The sequence below is a fragment of the Halomonas daqiaonensis genome (genome assembly GCF_900109725.1).
Lineage (GTDB): Bacteria > Pseudomonadota > Gammaproteobacteria > Pseudomonadales > Halomonadaceae > Halomonas > Halomonas daqiaonensis.
On the sequence record NZ_FOBC01000032.1, the window covers coordinates 1 to 17140 of the forward strand.

Consider the following 17140-nt stretch of genomic DNA (forward strand, 5'->3'; position numbering starts at 1 on the left):
GTCGCGATCACGCGTTGGCGCGACTTGCCGGCCTCGTCCCGGAAGGACTCGACGAGTTTGACGTAGCGGCGCGGGCCGGATTTGGTGACTTTGACGAACATGTCATCACGATAGACCGTAGGCGCTACGAATGGCAAGGTGCCACTAGAAAAACGTGTCACTACAAAGAATGCGGCCAGAATTCTCTAAGCTACTGAATTCTCAGACCACAGGTGCGGATTTCTGGCCAAAATCGGACTGGAAGTGTCGAACTCGGGAACTCCTGAGTCAAATCCCCCCACATGGGGTGGGTCGTCTCCACGGAATGTAGGGAGCTAGTGTCGGAGTGCAGGGAGCTGGCCACATCGTGGTCACAGACAGAAAGGGCCTACGACGACATCGCCGTAAGCCCTTGAATTCGTGGTGCGCCCGGCAGGATTCGAACCTGCGACCCTCGGCTTCGGAGACCAATTCGCCAAGGAGCTAAGAACTGCCTCTCGTGGCGCATTAAAAAATTAACCCTTTTAATTCATCAACTTACAGATCATGGGGCGCCAAGTGTTAATTTTTCAATGCCCTATTAAAGACATTCCAGCTACACATATATCATTATATTGGACACAAGCTGTTAAGTCTAGAGGTGTCAAAATCCGGACAGATGACCATTGGCTTCATGCTATTTGATGAGATTTTTTTGCATTTGTGGCGAGTTGGTTACGCCGCCCACCGGCCCTCTCAGCCTCATCTTCTGGCCCACCACTTAAACCAACTTGCGCCATAAAAAAATAATCGAGGAAGAGTGGACTCAGTTATTAGTGGGTCTCCAGGTTCTGTTGACGATACCGCCGAGATGCCAGGCTATCGCTGATAATCCAGACTCATCATTCACACACCAAGCGAGCCAAGTACGTCCCAGCCAACGACCAGGTACCCGGCGCGGATCAGGGGCCGCAGATGGTGGCAGCCGCGCAAGGCCCTTGGCCACAGCTCCCTGATTGCCCAGGTGGTCACCCACAAGTTCATCAATGGCCTACCGCTTTACAGACAGGAAGCGATCTTTGCCCGCCAGGGCATTGAACTCTTGCGCCAGACCATGTCCAGCTGGTTGCTGGCCCTGGTCGATCCCCTGGCGCCGTTGATGGCGGAATTCCGCCGAGAGCTGCTGAGCGGCCCGGTGGTGCAGATCGACGAGACGCCGATACAGGTGCTCCGGGAACCGACCTGGTGGCCGCGCAGCAGTCCTACATGTAGGTCTACCGGGGCGGTCCACCCGGCCAGCCGGCTATCTGGTTCCAGTATGCCGTCGGGCCCCCTCACGACTTTCTGTTTCCTGACGAACCGCCTCCAGATGAAGCAGCGAGTGCGCCGTGCTTCTACCTGCAATCCGACGGCCACTCCACCTACCACGTACTGGCCCGACAAGTGCGCGCCCGCCCGATCCTCGACCACATCAAAACCTAGCTGGATGCAAGGCCAAGAAAGCGTAGCCCGAGCGACGTCGACGAGGGAAGGGAGCATACAAAGGAGCAGGGCCGCGACACCGATTTCTCATCCAGATTGTCGCTGGCTTCTCATCCAGATTGACGCGCTACACCATTGCCCGTTTCCATCCATGCGAGCTGCCTGAGGGTCTCTAGCCAAGGCACTTCCCCAGCGCAGGCTGAATCGCATACGCGGTATCGTGCTTGTCCGGTACCCAAGTGTCAGGGAACATCCGCCGAAAGCTAGCATCCTGCCAGGGCAGGGCAAGCGCCTCGACGACAAGCAGCGCCGGCACTCTGCTGATCACACAGACCATGTATGGCCAGCCTCGGGTCGCGCCTTGGGGCGTGCCGGCTCCGGCAGATCACAGCGCAGGAAATGACCTCGACCGGCGACCCCAAGGTACTCACCGTCCTGCCATACTACCTCGCCACGGGATAGGGTAAGCGCCGGCCAGGCACTGACTGGAATGCCTTCATAAGGGGTGTAATCGACGGCATGGTGCAGGTCCGCGTTGCCAATACGGCGGTCTATGTCGGTTTCCCAGATCACCAAGTCCGCATCCGCGCCCACAGCAATTGACCCCTTGCGAGGATACAGCCCGTACATCCGCGCCACGTTGGTAGCCGTCAGGGCCACAAATTGCTGAATGGTCAGCCGCCCGGTCTCCACGCCGTGACTGAAGAGCAGCGCCAGACGGGTCTCCAGGCCGGGAATCCCGTTGGGGATGCGGTCAAAGCTGGCATTTTCACCAGCGGCAAACTTGCCCTCGGGGCCGGCAAAGGTGAACGGCGCATGGTCCGAGGAGAATATCTGAAACACGCCACTTTCGAGGCCGTCCCACACCAGCTGCTGATTGGCACGATCTCGCGGTGGTGGACTGCAAATGCACTTGGCGCCTTGGTGGTCGTCGTCGGTGATGCCAAGGTCCTCGGCGGTCAGGAAAAGGTACTGAGGGCAGGTCTCGGCATAAATACGCAGGCCATGGCTGTGGGCCCAGCGCACTTGCTCTACTGCTTCACGACCCGACACATGCACGATCAAAATCGGGACATCGACTAGCTCGGCATAAGCGATGGCGCGGTGGGTGGCCTCACGCTCGACCAGCATGGGTCGAGCGGTGGCGTGGTATCGCGACGCGGTATGCCCTCGGGCCAGCAATCGCTCGGTCAGCCAGGCAATGCAGTCCGCATTCTCGGCGTGCACCATGACCAAGGCACCATGCTCGCGGGCAACGGCCAACACATCGATGAATTCACGGTCAGCCAACTTCAGATCGTCATAGGTCATGTAGATCTTGAAGGAGGTGTAGCCCTCGCGAATTAGCGAGGGGAGTTCCTCGCTCAGCACCTCGGGGGTTGGATCTGTGACAATCAAGTGAAAGGCATAATCGATGGAGGCCTTGCCCTCAGCGCGGCGATGGTAGTTTTCCACCGCCGCCCTCAGGCTCTGCCCCTTCATCTGCAAGGCGAAGGGAAGCACGGTGGTGGTACCGCCGCAGGCCGCCGAGCGGGTTCCGGTCAGGAAATCATCGGCCATCCGCGAGCCGTCCGAGGTGGGCTGATCCAGGTGGCAGTGACCATCAATCCCCCCAGGTAGCACCCAGCGGCCAGCAGCATCTATCTCTTCATGGCCGGCCGGTAAGGAGCTGCCTAAGGCTACGATAACGCCACCTCTTATGCCAATATCAGCCTCGAACACATCTGCGGCGGTGGCGCAGCGGGCCCGACGTATCACTAGATCGAAATCAGCCATTTTGCATCTCTCCCTATAAATTTGATCCAAAGGACCGCCCTCCTGCCCTCATCGCCGGCCATGCGCGGCATCTTTCATGCCAGGCAATAGTGGTAGTCGCCTTGACGCTGTTAGCCGGCATTCGGTAGTGCCAAAAGGTGCGTCGGAGACGCTGTAGCGGTTGTCGCAGTCAGCGAAGTTAGCCATCTTGGGGTAACTGGCGATGGTCGTGATAGGCAGTATCGAAGGGGGCCGTAGCAAATCGGCGAAGACCTGCTTCGAATTACCTTAGAAGCGCCCACAGGATCTCTCCATAGGTGCGGTTACGTCTCAGGTTGGCTGTCCAGACAATGCATCAGGTGATGGTTGCGGCCGGCCATGCTCATCGAGTAAAAAACTATTGCTTGAAGGGCTGCTTGGGGAAAATTCGCGCGCACGGATCTGAGGGCGCCAGGACGAGAAATTGCTGAGTTTATACGACCACAGCCTGCACATAGGAAAAAGCTCGCTGACTACATGCCAATATGAAATAATATGAAGCCGAATTAAGGCGGATAATACCATGATTTCGGACACGTCAAAGACTTCACCAAAATTAACTGATACCTTGGCCGAAGACTTGGTCTATGACCGCATCGTCGATGCGCTAATCGACAAGCGTCTGCGTCCCGGTGAGCGACTCAATGAGGCCAAGCTTGCAAGTGCTTTTGGCACACCAAGAAGCCGCGTCCGCAGAGCACTGAATCGGCTAACGGCAGAGCGACTGGTGCGTTTCGAAATGCACCGCGGGGCCTTCGTCTCCTTGCCTTCCATCAAAGAAGCCTACGATGTTTTCGAGACACGACTGCATATCGAGGCAGCGGTGGCCCGCATCGCTTGTGAACGTATCGATGAGATAGGCATTGCCACGTTGCGACGCCATCTCAGGGAGGAACATGAAGCGTTCGATGAGCACCTTCCAAGTGTCAATCGTATTTCCGGGGACTTTCACCTTCTTCTAGCCGAGTTGACAGGCAATGAGGAATTGACAGCCATTGTCCAGCCTATTATTCGCCGCTTCTGCATTATCCAGTCTTTGTACGAGGGTCGGTCTGGAGTGCTGTGCCTAGTCCACGAGCATCAGACACTAGTGGACCTGATCGCTGCGCGAGACGCCGAAGCTGCCGTCGAGACGATGATGGCCCACTGTCGTCATATTTTTTATAGCCTCGATCTATCCGAGAAACGTTTGAGCGACGCCAACATTTACGATGTCGGAGTCGATGACTCAGACACCTCCTCCTGAACATTTCTTTGGCACATCTTTTGCGGCTCCCAGGCGCTTTGAGCTAGATCGCAGCGTCCAGTGCCTGGATCAGACGGTCGACTTCTTCCTCTGTGTTGTAGTGCACCATGGATACCCGCACCACGCCATTAATATCCATCAGGTCGAGATCCTCAGCCAGACGACGTGCATAGAAGTCGCCAAAGCGTATGCCGACACGACTGTCATCGACCCTGGTCACAATTTCGTCGGACTTAGTTCCTTCGACCACGAAGCTAATGGTAGCCACTCTGTGTTCGATATCGGCATCTTCACGACCGACAATCCTTACTCCCTCTTTCCCGCGTAAATATCTCAGGAGACGTTCGCCAAGGTATCCTTCATGTGCGGCGATATCATGGAACGCCTTTTCCAATTTTTCTCTATCTTCGCTAAGACCAGCTCCATCGCCCAAGGTTATGAGATAGTCGAGAATGCCGGTGCAGGAATAGGTAAGTTCGTAGTTGGGATTGCCTGGCTCGACTTTTCCAGGAATTTGCTCCTTGGTAAAGAAGTAGTGATAAATATTATCAAGTTCAAGCAGGCATTCTTTCTTCACGTAGAGCACGGCATGATGAGGCCCGAAAACCTTATACAGGCTGAATCCGTAGTAGTCTACGTTCCAGTCTTGCACGTCGATGGCCCGATGGGGAGCGTAAGCAACGCCATCTACACTAAGCCGTGCTCCTTGTGCGTGGACGAGCTCGGCTATGCGCTTGATGGGGTTGATGGTGCCCAGCAGGTTAGAGACATGGGGTATACAGACCAGCTTGGTACGGTCCGACATCAGTGCGCTGAGGGTGTCGAGGTCGAGCTCTAGAGTATCGGGATTGCAATTCCAGAATCGGATCTTGGCACCTCGCACAGCAGCCAACCGGACCCACGGACCGACATGGCTTTCGTGGTCGGTGTTGGTGACAATGATCTCGTCATCCGGAACGAACTGGCTGGCCAGGGCATCCGCCAGCAGACGGAACTGAATCGTCGAGCTGGGACCGAACACCATTTCCTCAACGTGGCGGGCGTTGACCAAGGTCTTTGCCGCTTCACGGCCGGCGGTTACCTTGGCCTTGGAGCGCTGGCTTGGGGCATAGCTTGCGCCAAGTTGGACATTGTCCCCAAGTAGGTAGTCGCTAATGCGATCCACAACGACTTGGGGCACCTGGGCCCCTCCGGCATTGTCCATGAAAACCCACTCGCTCTGCAGCGAGGGAAACTGGGATCTTACGAAGTCGATATCGAGACTCATAGGGATTCCTAAAACTCAGAATGTAGGGGTAAGAAGACAGTCAATGCGCCAGCACCGCTTCCAGGAAGGCACGGGTGCGGGGCTCGGTGGGGTTGTTGAAGATGATTTCTGGCGTACCTTCTTCGATCAATTGGCCCGCCTCCATGAACACCACTCTGTCTGCTACGTGGCGGGCGAAACCCATTTCGTGGGTTACCAGCAGCATGGTCACACCGGTATCAGTCAGCGTCTTGATAACATCGAGCACCTCACCGACCATCTCAGGGTCTAGCGCTGACGTCGGTTCATCAAACAGCAGAACCTTTGGCTCATTAGCCAAGGCACGGGCGATGCCGACACGCTGCTGTTGGCCGCCGGAAAGCGCTGATGGGTATTTGTGCATCTGCTCGGTGATACCGACCTTTTCCAGCAGTTCCCGGGCCCTGGCCTGGGCATCTCCGCGGCTCATGCCGCGAACTCGAATTGGCCCCAAGGTGATGTTATCCAGCACCGTCATATTGGGGAACAGATTGAAGCTCTGGAATACCATACCCACGTCTTTGCGCACTTCAATCAGCTCGGCACCAGGTTGGACGCGGATGCGGTCTACGTAGATGTCGCCACCATCATAGGGTTCAAGGTAATTGATACAGCGAATCAGCGTCGACTTGCCGGAGCCCGATGGTCCCAAGATCGCGACTACTTCACCCTGGACGACTTCCAGGTTGATATCCTTCAGTGCTTGGAAGTCACCGAAGTGCTTGTCGACATGCTTGAGCGAGATGATGACCTGGTCGCCATTTTCAGACGGTACTTGGTCTACCACTCCACTGCTAAAGAGTCCGGCTTCGTTCGTATTGACGCTCATTGCTTGTTCTCGCGCATAGATTTCGGATACAGGCTCGCCCTTATAATGTCGGCCAGGTCGTTGCTAACCAAATCAAACCCGGCCACGGGCAAAGCGCCGTTCGAGTAACCCGACCAGTCGCACCAGCGGTAGCAGCACCATCAGGTACAGCAGCGCAGCGCCAATCAAAGGTGTCGGATTAGCAGCCAACGCCTGGGCCTGGGTGGCTTGCTTGAGGAGGTCAGGCATTGCCACCACCGAGGCCAATGCCGTGTCCTTCATTACGTTGATGCAGTTGCTTGTCAGCGGCGGGATAATAAGGCGAATCGCCTGGGGCATCACCACGTCGCACATCACCCGATAATGACTCAGTCCTATGGACTGAGCTGCCTCGAACTGGCCGCGCGGTACGGCCTCAATGCCAGCGCGATAGATTTCCGCAGCATAGGCACTGGAGATCATGGTCAAAGCGGTACAAGCGGCGGCGAACGGCGACAGGGTAATACCGACAAACGGCAGTGCATAGTAGACGATGACCAACCATACCAGTACCGGCAGTGAGCGAAATATGTCGATGTAGGCAATAGTGATTAAACGTATTACTAGCGGGGCGTAGAGCCTGAGCAGAGCAAGCGCGAGGCCGCCAATCAGACCGAGCAAGATACTTAGAAAACCAAGCATCAAAGTCTTGCCGAGACCCTGCATCAGCATCGGCAAAGTACGTACGAATACATCCCAATTAAAAAAAGTCTGGACCAAGTCCATCAGAACTAGCCTCCGCCACCGGATCAATTGGAACGACGCGGCATTGTTGCTGCCGCGTCGTGAGGCTTACACCAAAGTTACTGAGCGGTAGGCATGTCGCGGACTTCGACGGTGCTGGTTCCGGCATCAGGAGCCGTACCGAACCACTTTTCATGCAGTTCGGCAATGAAGCCTTCTTTCTTCAGCTCGCTGATCACTTCATTGGCCCTGCTCGCGAGTTCGGCATCCTTGGCGAACATCATAGAGTACTGCTCACCGGTAGGGATGCGGCTGACCACTTCAAGCTGGGGCTTGTCGCGAACGTAGTACTGCACCGCGGGGATGTCGGAGATGTAGCCATCCAGACGTCCACTGGTCAGATCCAGCATCGCGGGCTGCAGCCCCTCATAGCGCCGGATTTCGCTGAAACCGTACTCCTCTTGGTTTTCGGTTGCCCAGATATCGCCAGTAGAGCCAGTGTCGACCCCGACGATCTTGCCATCTAGATCCTCAAGCCCGGTGACATCCTTTGCGGTATTGGTGGCGAGTGACTGGTCGCTGTCGTAGTAGGGCTGAGCAAATGACACTGATTCGAGGCGCTCATCGGTGATGGTAATAGAGGACACCGCTACGTCGATACGGCCAGACTGAACTGCCGAGAAAAGTCCATTGAACGGTATGTTGTTGATCACCACCTCATCAAAATCGAGGCGGCTGCCGACTTCTTCGACCAAGTCGATCTCGAAGCCGACGTAGTCACCGTTGTCGTCTTGAAACTCCCAGGGTAAGTTGCCGATATTGGCACCAACATTGAGCGTCTCAGCCATTGCTGAAGCGGACACCAGTGTGCTGGCGACGGTCATGCTTATAGCGAATGTTAGGTTTTTCATGGAATCTTCCTTCTGTCGTTTTGTCTTTATTCAGGTTGACGTCGTACTTAGGCTGTTTTGGGTTTAACCCGCTGCGTTATGTTACACAGAGGGGGCCTGGCGCTATTAGTCTAGCGTCCTTCGCGAGCTAGCCACGCCTTGGCAATGTCCTCGCGAGTCGTAAACCACACACCCTCATGTTGCTGGGCATGCTCGATAAAAGCCTTGAGCGCTCCGATCTTGCCCGGCCTTCCGACCATTCTCGGGTGTAGCCCGATCGACATCATACGTGGCCCTTTAGCAGCCTCTTCTAGCAGCACCTCAAAGCTTTCTTTTAGATAGTCGAGAAACTCCCTACCAGAACTGATTCCAGGTGAGAGCCAGAAACGGAAGTCGTTGGTGTCTGTGGTGTAGGGTACGACCAGATGCCGATTACCCTGCACCTCTGTGAAGTAGGGTACGTCGTCATTGTAGGCGTCGGAATCGTAGAGAAAGCCACCTTCTTCCACCAATAAACGACGAGTGTGCACGCTGGGTCCGTAGCGACAGTACCAGCCTACCGGGCGCTTTCCCGTGCTTTTGGTAATCGACTTGATTGCCAGCCGGATGTGCTCACGCTCTTCGTCTTCACTAAGACGGAAGACTTCCTCCCAACGGTATCCATGGCTGCAGAACTCATGGCCATCTTCTGCAGCCCTGCGGGCGACCGCTGGATTCTGCTCTAGCGCCACGGCGCAAGCAAATAACGTGGCAGGTACTCCTGTGTCTCGCAAAATATTCAGAATGCGCCATATTCCGACTCGGGACCCGTACTCGTACATTGACTCCATGGCCAGATTACGGGTATCAGGAGGTGTGACGTAGCTACCCCATTCGGTCATGGACTCCTGATCTGGGTCACCCATAGCCAAGGAACGCTCGGAACCTTCCTCATAGTTGACCACGACATTGATTGCTAGCCGCGCGCCATTAGGCCAAGTGCCCTGAGGTGGGGCTTCACCGTAACCAATCAGATCACGCTGTGGCGTCATGCCGTATCTCCTACCATCACCGCAGCGAATTTCGTGCGATGAAACCACTTTTTTAAAGCAAGAAGCGGGCTTTCATCATCAAGTCCAATAACGCTTCTCAGGATTGCACGCAATTTTGTGTGCGATGGATTCAAGAAAGCACAGCGTCGGCAAACATGCAAGGACTCACTGTCCATACTTGCGCCTCGCACTTGCCCACGACAGAGCGCCCGAACAGCAGCAGGTTGTGGGCCTGGTTGACTCACTGGGTATCGCCCGCTAGCGCACTCAGCTACCGGCGGTGCTCAGCCCCGGTGGCGTCGAATTCGAAGGTCTCCAGGGTCTTGCCCACTGGCAGTTGTGGTGGTTCGGCGATGCCCTGGGGCTTGTGCTGCTGGTCATCGTCGCACGCCAGTACCACGACATGCTCCAGGCCTGGACTCGCATACCGCATGCGTCTGCTCGAAGCGGGCGCGCTGCTTCTGCTGCTGGGCGTTATGGGCGTGGTGCTCATGGCCACGGCCACGGCGGAAGATCCCGGTCACCCGATGTCGCTGGTACTGTTGCTGCTGCCGGTGCTGTTGACAGCGGCGTGCTCGGCGCGGTGGCGCTGGTGGCCGCACCGCTATCGCCTGGGCCGTGCATGGGTACTGGCTGCTGCAGGTCGAGGACCCGGAAGGAGCCATTCTTGCCTTGCAGGAATTTCTCGCGGTCACGGCGACCGTGGGGATGGGCGACGGTCTGCTGCTGGACGAGATCGAGGCCCAGCGCATGCGGCTGCGCCTGTTCGAATGCACGATGGAGTCCATCAACGACGCGGTCATCATCAATGATCTCGTGGCTGACGCTGCCGGCCACCACCTGGGAGAACCCGCTGCGCCCATGAGTCGTCATGGCCAGCATGGTGTTCTGGCAGTCTGCCAAATTGCTGACGATGGAGTCGGCCAGGTCACCGTGCAGCACCTCCCAGTCCACCTCCATGCCATGGTCGGCACGCAGGCGACGCGCCACGCCATGCACATAGCCGGACTCCATCACGTCGGCATGGCCGCCATCGAGCGGTACCGCCGAGGTAGCACTGGTATCGATCACCTGCAGCAGTTGCAGGCGGGCATCCAGCCGCTTGGAAAGTGCCACCACGTGGGGCAGGATCGCCGCAGAGAGCTTTGAGCCGTCCACGCAAACCATCAATACCTCCACCTTGCGATGGGCCTGGGCATCGAAACGGGGTCCGCATAGATAGACCGGCTGGTTGGCACGCCGCACCACGCCGGCGGTGACGCTGCCGACCAGCATCTCCGGTACCGGGCGCCGTCCGTGGGCCATCATGCATAGCCCCACCTCCTCATGGCCGGCCAGATGGCTCAGGTGCTCCTTGGCACTCTCGTGGATCGCCATATCGACATTGACATCCCCCGCCTGCTGGTCCGCCAGGCGCGTCTGCAGTGCTGTACGTCGGGGCTCGACTCGTTCCTCGCTGGCCACCACAGAGGTCACGAAGCAGCACCTCCAACTATTGTGCCAGATACTGACCGATCGCCAAGGCCCGCAACGAGACTTCACTCTCGTCAATCGCCAAATTTGGTTTGTCCAGCGTCATGCTTCTCTGGATAGCGTTGTTCTTGAAATGCCGGTAGTGGAGATCAGGATGATTCACGGGCCTTCGCCCGCGCAGACCGCGGCCCTGAGCCCGGCAGTGGCCGGTGCAGCAGGGCATAGGCCAGCGCACCAACCACCACCCCACAGAAGGCCGATCCCAGCCCCAGAAAGCTCATGCCCGAAGCCGTGGCGATGAAGGTGATCACCGAGGCCTCCATGTGGTCCTTGTGGGCGGCGAAGGCGCTGAGGTTGCTGGTGATGGCGCCGATCAACGCCAGGCCCGCCAGCACTGTAACGAAGTCACCGGGCAGCGAGGTGAAGAGCAGCACGATGGTGCCGGCGAAGGTGGCTCCGACCAGATAGAAGACCCCATTGGCCACCCCGGCCACATAGCGCTTGTCGGGATCCTCGTGGGCCTCCTTGCTGGTGCAGATCGCCGCGGTGATCGCCGCGATCACCGTGGTGATACCGCCGAAGAAGGCGGTGACGAAGGAGGTCAAGCTGGTGACCGTGACGATGGGCTTGGCCGGGGTGTTGTAGCCGGCGCTGCGCAGGATGGCCATGCCCGGCAGGAACTGCCCGGTCAGGCTCACCAGCACCAGCGGGACGGCCAGGCTCAGGGTAGCGTTCCAGGTCCACTCGGGACGAATGAATTGCGGCTGGGCCAGTTGTACCGAAACTCCCTCCAGGCTGGCACCCTCGAGCACTACGGCAAGGACGACACCCACGATCAGCAGCAGCACCAGGCTATAGCGCGGGGTCAGGCGCTTGAAGACCAGGTAGGCCAGAATCATGCCGATGGCCAACGCCGGCACCGACTCGAGCGAGACGAAGACCCCGACGCCGAACTGGAAGAGGATGCCCGCCATCATGGCGCTGGCGATGCCAGGCGGGATCGCCTGGATGATGCGGTCGAAGGAGCCGGTGATGCCGATCACGAAGATCACCGCCGCCGCAGTGAGGTAGGCCCCCACCGCCTCAGCAAGCGACAGGCCGGGGAAGAGCGTGACTAGCAGCGCGGTCCCCGGCGCCGACCAGGCGGTCACCACCGGCACCTTCAGCCAGAGGCTGAGCGCAATCCCCGAGACGGCAGCACCCAGCGAGATCGCCCAGACCCAGGACGTCATCATGGCCGCCGAGATCTCGGCGCTCTGGGCGGCCTGGAAGAAGATCGCCAGGGGACCAGAGTAGGAGACCAGCACCGCCACGAAGCCGGCGGTAACCGCGGGTATCGACCAGTCCTTGTTAAGTCGCATGCAACGTCTCTCCGTTACGCCGAAGGTTCATGGGCGATCTGCCTGATGAATTCGAAGTCCTTGGTCTCGAAGACCAGCGAGATCAACACGCCCAGCACCAAGGCCCAGAAGGAGGCGCCGATCTCGAGGATCTGCAGGCCAGAGGTGGCGATGAGGAAGGCGAAGAGTGCCCCCATGGTGTGCTTCCTGCCGGCGAAGGCCATCGACAGGGCCGAGGTCAGCACCCGCATCAGTGCCAGGCCGGCGACGATGGCGATGAAGTAGCCCGGCATGGTCTTGATCAGGTCGAAGAAGTAGCCATAGAAGGGGCCGCAGATCACGAAGATCGCCCCGGCGATCACCGCCGCCACCCAGCGCCGATCCTGGTGGCCAGCTTCCGGCGAGGAACAGATGCCAGTCATCGGCGCTGCGATGCAGGTGCTGTGGAGATTGAAAAAGGCCGAAATCATGGTGGCGAAGCCGTTCACGGCGGTGATGCCGTTGGCGGGCACCTCCTTGTAGCCCATGCCTTTGACCAGCCCTACGCCAGCCGGGGTTTCCATTCCGATCAGAATGAGGGCCAGGGGCAGCCCGTAGGCCAGAAAGGCTCCCATGGTAAATTCGGGCATGACGAACGCCGGGAAGGTGACCGAGAACTCGATCCCTGACAGGTCGACGCCGGTCGCCGTCAGGTAGAGGATACCGGCCACCATGGAGACGATGAGCGGCGGAATGCGCCGGAACAGCCGCGCCGAGAAGAAGAAAGTCAGGATCATGATCGATGCCGGTAGAATGGCATTTTCCAGCGGCGTGACCATGTTGGTACCGAACTTGAGCAGGATGCCGGCGACCATACCCATGACAATAGGCATCGGAATCAGCCGCATGACCATACTCATCATCCCAGCCAGACCAGCAACCAACGATATTGCGCCGGCGATCAGCGTCGCTCCCAGGGCGGGCCCCAACCCGACCTGGGGAATCACTGCCGCGAACAGCAGCGCCCCGGGGATCGAGTTGGCCATCGGTAGGGGCAGTCGATAGTAGGAAGGGACCAGCAAGCCAAAGATACCGTTGATCACGAAGTAGCTGATCACCCAGACCATGATGAAGGAGGGGTCGAGGCCGGCGGCCGTGCCGGCGCTGATATGGATCACCCCGGCGCTAAGGCCGAAGATCCCGGCGACCAGGCCGGCGCTGACATTGTCAGGCGACATGTCCCGGATGAAGTCTGAAGGGAGGTGCTTGAAGCCCACCCCTTTCTCGATGTGTTTCACGATATGCTCCAGGGAATCGTTATTATCGTTGATGTCGGGAGGGCGCCGAGTATGCGGGATGCCAGTCGGCAACTCCGGCCAGGCCCGGCGCTTGGCAGGAGGAAACAGTCTGGTGAAAGGTGTTGCTAGCCGAGGTCGCCGCCGGCCACAGGCAGAACGCTGCCGGTGATGTAGCTGGCATCACTGGAGGCCATGAACAGGATCGGCGCGGCCATCTCGTCCAGGGTGCCGTAGCGCCCCATCAGACAGCTCTCCTTGGTCTGGTCGATATGTGCCTGGAACCAGGCCTTTTCCTGCTCGTTGCGCGGCTCCGGCGTGCCTCGCGAGATACGCCGCGGCGGTGCCTCGGTGCCACCGGGGGCAGTAGCCACCACGCGGATGCCGTGCTCGGCATATTCGAACGCCAGCGAGGCGGTCATGGCGTTGACGCCGCCCTTTGCCGCCGAGTAGGGAATACGGTGGATACCGCGAGTCGCGGCCGAGGAGACATTGACGATGACGCCACTGCCCTGCTCCACCATGGTCGGCAGCGCTGCCCGACAGCACCACAGGGTAGGCATCAGCGAGCGCGTGATCTCTGCAGCGATCTCGGTATCGGTGAACTCCGTGAACGGTTTGAAGTGGCTCTTCGTCGTTGGGTGTGGAATTCGCCCCCTGAGCTGGGCCAGGATATGACCTCCACGACGACAGGAGGCATGGCATGGACGGCACCCAGATTCTGACCCTCGGCCTGGGCTTGGAAGCGCCCTGGATCCTCAAGGACCAGCACCTGGATATTACGTGTCACCCCATCGCCTGGACCTCTACGTCGAGGCCGAGCGGGGCAGCCTCTACCCCTGTCCTGAGTGCGGCAAGGCCTGCCCGGCTCACGATTTCGCCGACAAGACCTGGCGGCATCTGAACTTCTTCCAGCACCACTGCTACCTGCACGCCCGCGTGTCTCGCACCAAGTGCCCAGAGCATGGCGTCAAGCGTATCGAGGTGCCTTGGGCCCGGCCAGGCAGCGACTTCACCCTGCTGTTCGAGCAAGCCGCCATGTCGTTGGTCAAGGAGATGCCGGTACTGGCCGTCTCCCGGCAGCTGGAGATCTCTGACAAGCGGCTGTGGCGTATCGTGCACCACTACGTCGGCCGCATGCTGGGGGAGCTGGATCTGAGCAACGTGGCCACCGTCGGCGTCGACGAAACCGCCTCTCGGCGCGGCCAGCGTTACGTGACGGTATTCCTCGACATGCAGCGCAAGCAGGAGCCGGTGATCTTCGCCGTCCCAGGCCACGGCAAGGACACCATCAAGGCCTTCAGCGCCTTCCTGGCGGCCCATGGCGGCGATCCGGACAACGTGGTCGAGGTCGTGTGCGACATGTCACAGGCCTTCCTCAGCGGCGTGACGGCGCATCTTCCCAAGGCCGACGTCACGGTCGACTGGTTTCATATCGTGCAGACCTTCACCAAGCGGCTGGACGAGGTGCGCAAGAAGGAGCGCCGGGAGCAGGGGCACCCCAAGTCACTACGCTGGGCCCTGCTGAAGAGCCTGGGCAACGAGAACCTGACGCCCAAGCAGCTGGCGGCGCTCCAGGAGCTGGTGGCCGACCAGAGCGCCACGTCCGACGCCTGGGTGATCAAGGAGAAGCTGCGCTGGATCCAGAAGGCCCCGACCCCTCGGGCGGCTCGGTGGCGTATCACGAACTACCTCAAGGTCATGAAGGCGGCGGTCTCGGAGAAGCCTCTCCTGAAGCCGATGGGGAAGGCCCTGGCGACGCTGGAGCGGCACACCGACGCGGTGGTCAGGCGGTGGATCTCGGGACTGACCAACGCACGACTGGAAGGCATGAACGGCTTGTTCCAGGCGGCTCGGTCACGCGCCCGCGGCTACCGGAACGAGGCCAACTTCATCGCCATGATCTACCTGATTGGCAGTCCGGTGGGCCGCCTGTTCGATCAGGCCAAATCCACATGAAGCGACGAAGAACCGAAATAAGTAGTCCTCGTTTCGAAGCTTGGCACGTAGAATCCATGTTTTTAGAGCATTGTGAGTTTGATCGGTTATCTCAAACTGTACCGGTCTCTTCGTCTTCTTCTGCATTATAGTGGCTCTTGACGATATATGGTTACCATGGGTCACATCTCGGACACACAAAGCCACCAAGTCACAGGCGCGTAGTTTGCTATCGATTGCCAGCTCGAAAATCGCCAAGTCTCGTACCTTCTCAGCGAGCTGTAGCCGGACACGAATGGCCCAGATGTCTTTGATGCGAAAAGGTGTTTTCTGACCAACCAGCTTGCCTTTGTTCCATGGTTCGCGGGTACTGGTTTCTGAAGCGTTCATGGCATGGACCTCCACGGATGGAATGTATAGGATGGTCCAAAACATGCTCAACGTGTGATGGATTCAGCATTCGCCCCAAGCCGACATGCCGACAGAGGCAGCCAGCACGCGAATTTTGGGCATTTAGCCTAATTGTGGTTAATGTATTTAAGGGTCAAATGCTTGAGAAAATCTCGGCAGACTTAATTTACGGGACAAACATGATGGCAAGTTCACTCCATGGTAAAGCGCGTCGTCTAATATCTGTTATTTATATAGTCAACTTCTGTCTCTAGCTTGATTCAATATGGATTGGGTCAGATTTGCCTCTTTTAGGAGACCATGCTTATGATTGATTTGGTTCTGAAATCGACGATCAAATGCCCAGATTGTGGGCACCAGGGAACGAAAATCATGCCTACCGATTCTTGCCAGTATATTTACGAGTGTGAATCTTGCCGTAGTTTGCTCAAGCCTAAGCAGGACGACTGCTGTGTATTTTGTTCATACGGCACAGTACCGTGTCCACCAATTCAGCTAGGGTCAGGGTATTGTGATCCTGATCAATAACAAGTCGCAGCAGTACGCGGCCGATGGTCGTTGGACGCCCTCTCGGTGGCGCCCTCGGCACCATAACAAGGAGGTCGCTGTGCTTCAGTATTATATCAGTATCGACTGAATGGCGGCTTCTGGTCGAAATACAGAATGTTAGTCTATATTGATTATAGAGTTTGAAAGCTCGCATTCTAGGCAACTGTTACGCAATCGTTAAAGAAAAATTATCATAACTGGAATACCTTTCTTTTAGGAGGGGGCATGCTGCCAGCAATCGATTTTCCTCATCGCTTCATTTCTTTCGGGCTGTTGCAGATCATCATATTTTTTCTTCTCGCTCCCAGCCCGAGCTATTCTAAAGGTTTGGAATTACAGAGTCTCAGTATGCGCGCACGCATTTCAGAGAAGACTTTACTTGGAGAAGAGGCGCCGGAGGATTTTGAGGCGTACGACCTGTCGGCGAACTTCGGGTTACCGTGGCAGCGCTACTCCGCTACTGGCTGGGGTACCCGAGTTCGACACTTCCAGCCCGATTTTGGCCAGAAATCCGCCCCTGTGCTCTGAGAATTCAGTAGCTTAGAGAACTCCGGCCGAATTCTTTGTAGTGACACGTTTTTCTAGTGGCACCTTGCCATTCGTATCGCCTACGGTCTATCGTGATGACATGTTCGTCAAAGTCACCAAATCCGGCCCGCGCCGCTACGTCAAACTCGTCGAGTCCTTCCGGGACGAGGCCGGCAAGTCGCGCCAACGCGTGATCGCGACACTGGGTCGCCTCGAGGCCGTCACGGCCGGGGAATCCAGCGCGCTGATCAATGGCTTGCTGCGTGTCTCTGGCCAGCCGACGCTCGATGAAGGCACGGGCGAGGCCGACTTCGCGCAGGCGCGTTCCGTCGGCGATACCTGGCTGCTGACCTCGCTCTGGAAAGAGCTCGGCCTGGATGACGCCTTCCGGCGGGTGCTGCGCAGCAAAC

Annotated in this window: 15 protein-coding genes and 2 pseudogenes; 6 read left to right on the top strand and 11 right to left on the bottom strand. The window is 58.0% G+C overall.

Annotated elements, in window-relative coordinates:
• The first annotated feature begins 973 nt into the window (after nucleotides 1-973).
• The gene (locus BMY30_RS18550) at nucleotides 974-1606 is read left to right on the top strand and encodes an IS66 family transposase (protein ID WP_425283474.1); all 633 of its coding nucleotides are present in this window, start codon (nucleotides 974-976) and stop codon (nucleotides 1604-1606) included.
• A gap of 158 nt (nucleotides 1607-1764) precedes the next feature.
• Here BMY30_RS18550 and hydA read toward each other — a convergent pair whose 3' ends face one another.
• Nucleotides 1765-3216 (bottom strand): dihydropyrimidinase, encoded by a 1452-nt coding sequence (gene hydA / locus BMY30_RS17035; protein WP_089715888.1) that lies wholly within the window; start codon nucleotides 3214-3216, stop codon nucleotides 1765-1767.
• A 541-nt stretch (nucleotides 3217-3757) separates the two neighbouring features.
• Here hydA and BMY30_RS17040 point away from each other — a divergent pair.
• Nucleotides 3758-4480: a GntR family transcriptional regulator gene (locus BMY30_RS17040; protein WP_089715889.1), complete on the top strand. Its 723-nt coding sequence runs from the start codon at nucleotides 3758-3760 to the stop codon at nucleotides 4478-4480.
• A gap of 43 nt (nucleotides 4481-4523) precedes the next feature.
• Here BMY30_RS17040 and BMY30_RS17045 read toward each other — a convergent pair whose 3' ends face one another.
• The 10 genes from BMY30_RS17045 to BMY30_RS17085 form a co-directional block, all read right to left on the bottom strand.
• A complete protein-coding gene (locus BMY30_RS17045) occupies nucleotides 4524-5747 on the bottom strand; it encodes a cysteine desulfurase-like protein (protein WP_089715890.1) in 1224 nt (407 codons plus the stop codon).
• Nucleotides 5748-5787: 40 nt separating this feature from the next.
• Nucleotides 5788-6594, bottom strand: a complete 807-nt coding sequence (locus BMY30_RS17050) for an amino acid ABC transporter ATP-binding protein (protein WP_089715891.1) — start codon at nucleotides 6592-6594, stop codon at nucleotides 5788-5790.
• Nucleotides 6595-6666: 72 nt separating this feature from the next.
• A complete protein-coding gene (locus BMY30_RS17055; RefSeq protein WP_089715892.1) occupies nucleotides 6667-7338 on the bottom strand; it encodes an amino acid ABC transporter permease in 672 nt (223 codons plus the stop codon).
• A 77-nt stretch (nucleotides 7339-7415) separates the two neighbouring features.
• A complete protein-coding gene (locus BMY30_RS17060) occupies nucleotides 7416-8207 on the bottom strand; it encodes an ABC transporter substrate-binding protein (protein WP_089715893.1) in 792 nt (263 codons plus the stop codon).
• A gap of 110 nt (nucleotides 8208-8317) precedes the next feature.
• Nucleotides 8318-9217, bottom strand: a complete 900-nt coding sequence (locus tag BMY30_RS17065; protein WP_089715894.1) for an allantoinase PuuE — start codon at nucleotides 9215-9217, stop codon at nucleotides 8318-8320.
• A gap of 271 nt (nucleotides 9218-9488) precedes the next feature.
• On the bottom strand, nucleotides 9489-9650 hold the full coding sequence (locus BMY30_RS17900; protein ID WP_170840177.1) for a hypothetical protein: 162 nt from the start codon (nucleotides 9648-9650) through the stop codon (nucleotides 9489-9491).
• A gap of 56 nt (nucleotides 9651-9706) precedes the next feature.
• Nucleotides 9707-10693 carry a universal stress protein gene (locus BMY30_RS17070; protein WP_089715895.1) on the bottom strand — a complete coding sequence of 329 codons (987 nt, stop codon included), beginning with the start codon at nucleotides 10691-10693 and terminating at the stop codon, nucleotides 9707-9709.
• A 146-nt stretch (nucleotides 10694-10839) separates the two neighbouring features.
• A complete protein-coding gene (locus BMY30_RS17075; RefSeq protein WP_089715896.1) occupies nucleotides 10840-12051 on the bottom strand; it encodes a benzoate/H(+) symporter BenE family transporter in 1212 nt (403 codons plus the stop codon).
• A 14-nt stretch (nucleotides 12052-12065) separates the two neighbouring features.
• Complete coding sequence (locus tag BMY30_RS17080) at nucleotides 12066-13307, bottom strand: benzoate/H(+) symporter BenE family transporter (RefSeq protein WP_244516261.1); 1242 nt, start codon at nucleotides 13305-13307, stop codon at nucleotides 12066-12068.
• A gap of 125 nt (nucleotides 13308-13432) precedes the next feature.
• Nucleotides 13433-13978, bottom strand: a complete 546-nt coding sequence (locus tag BMY30_RS17085) for an SDR family NAD(P)-dependent oxidoreductase (protein WP_342027801.1) — start codon at nucleotides 13976-13978, stop codon at nucleotides 13433-13435.
• A gap of 29 nt (nucleotides 13979-14007) precedes the next feature.
• Here BMY30_RS17085 and BMY30_RS17090 point away from each other — a divergent pair.
• From BMY30_RS17090 to BMY30_RS17110, 4 genes and pseudogenes are all read left to right on the top strand, one after another.
• Nucleotides 14008-15263, top strand: a pseudogene (locus BMY30_RS17090) (ISL3 family transposase).
• Nucleotides 15264-15959: 696 nt separating this feature from the next.
• Complete coding sequence (locus tag BMY30_RS18355) at nucleotides 15960-16181, top strand: GDCCVxC domain-containing (seleno)protein (RefSeq protein WP_280140916.1); 222 nt, start codon at nucleotides 15960-15962, stop codon at nucleotides 16179-16181.
• A 246-nt stretch (nucleotides 16182-16427) separates the two neighbouring features.
• Nucleotides 16428-16730 carry a hypothetical protein gene (locus tag BMY30_RS17105; protein ID WP_089715897.1) on the top strand — a complete coding sequence of 101 codons (303 nt, stop codon included), beginning with the start codon at nucleotides 16428-16430 and terminating at the stop codon, nucleotides 16728-16730.
• A 100-nt stretch (nucleotides 16731-16830) separates the two neighbouring features.
• Nucleotides 16831-17140, top strand: a pseudogene (locus BMY30_RS17110) (IS1634 family transposase); the annotation flags it as partial.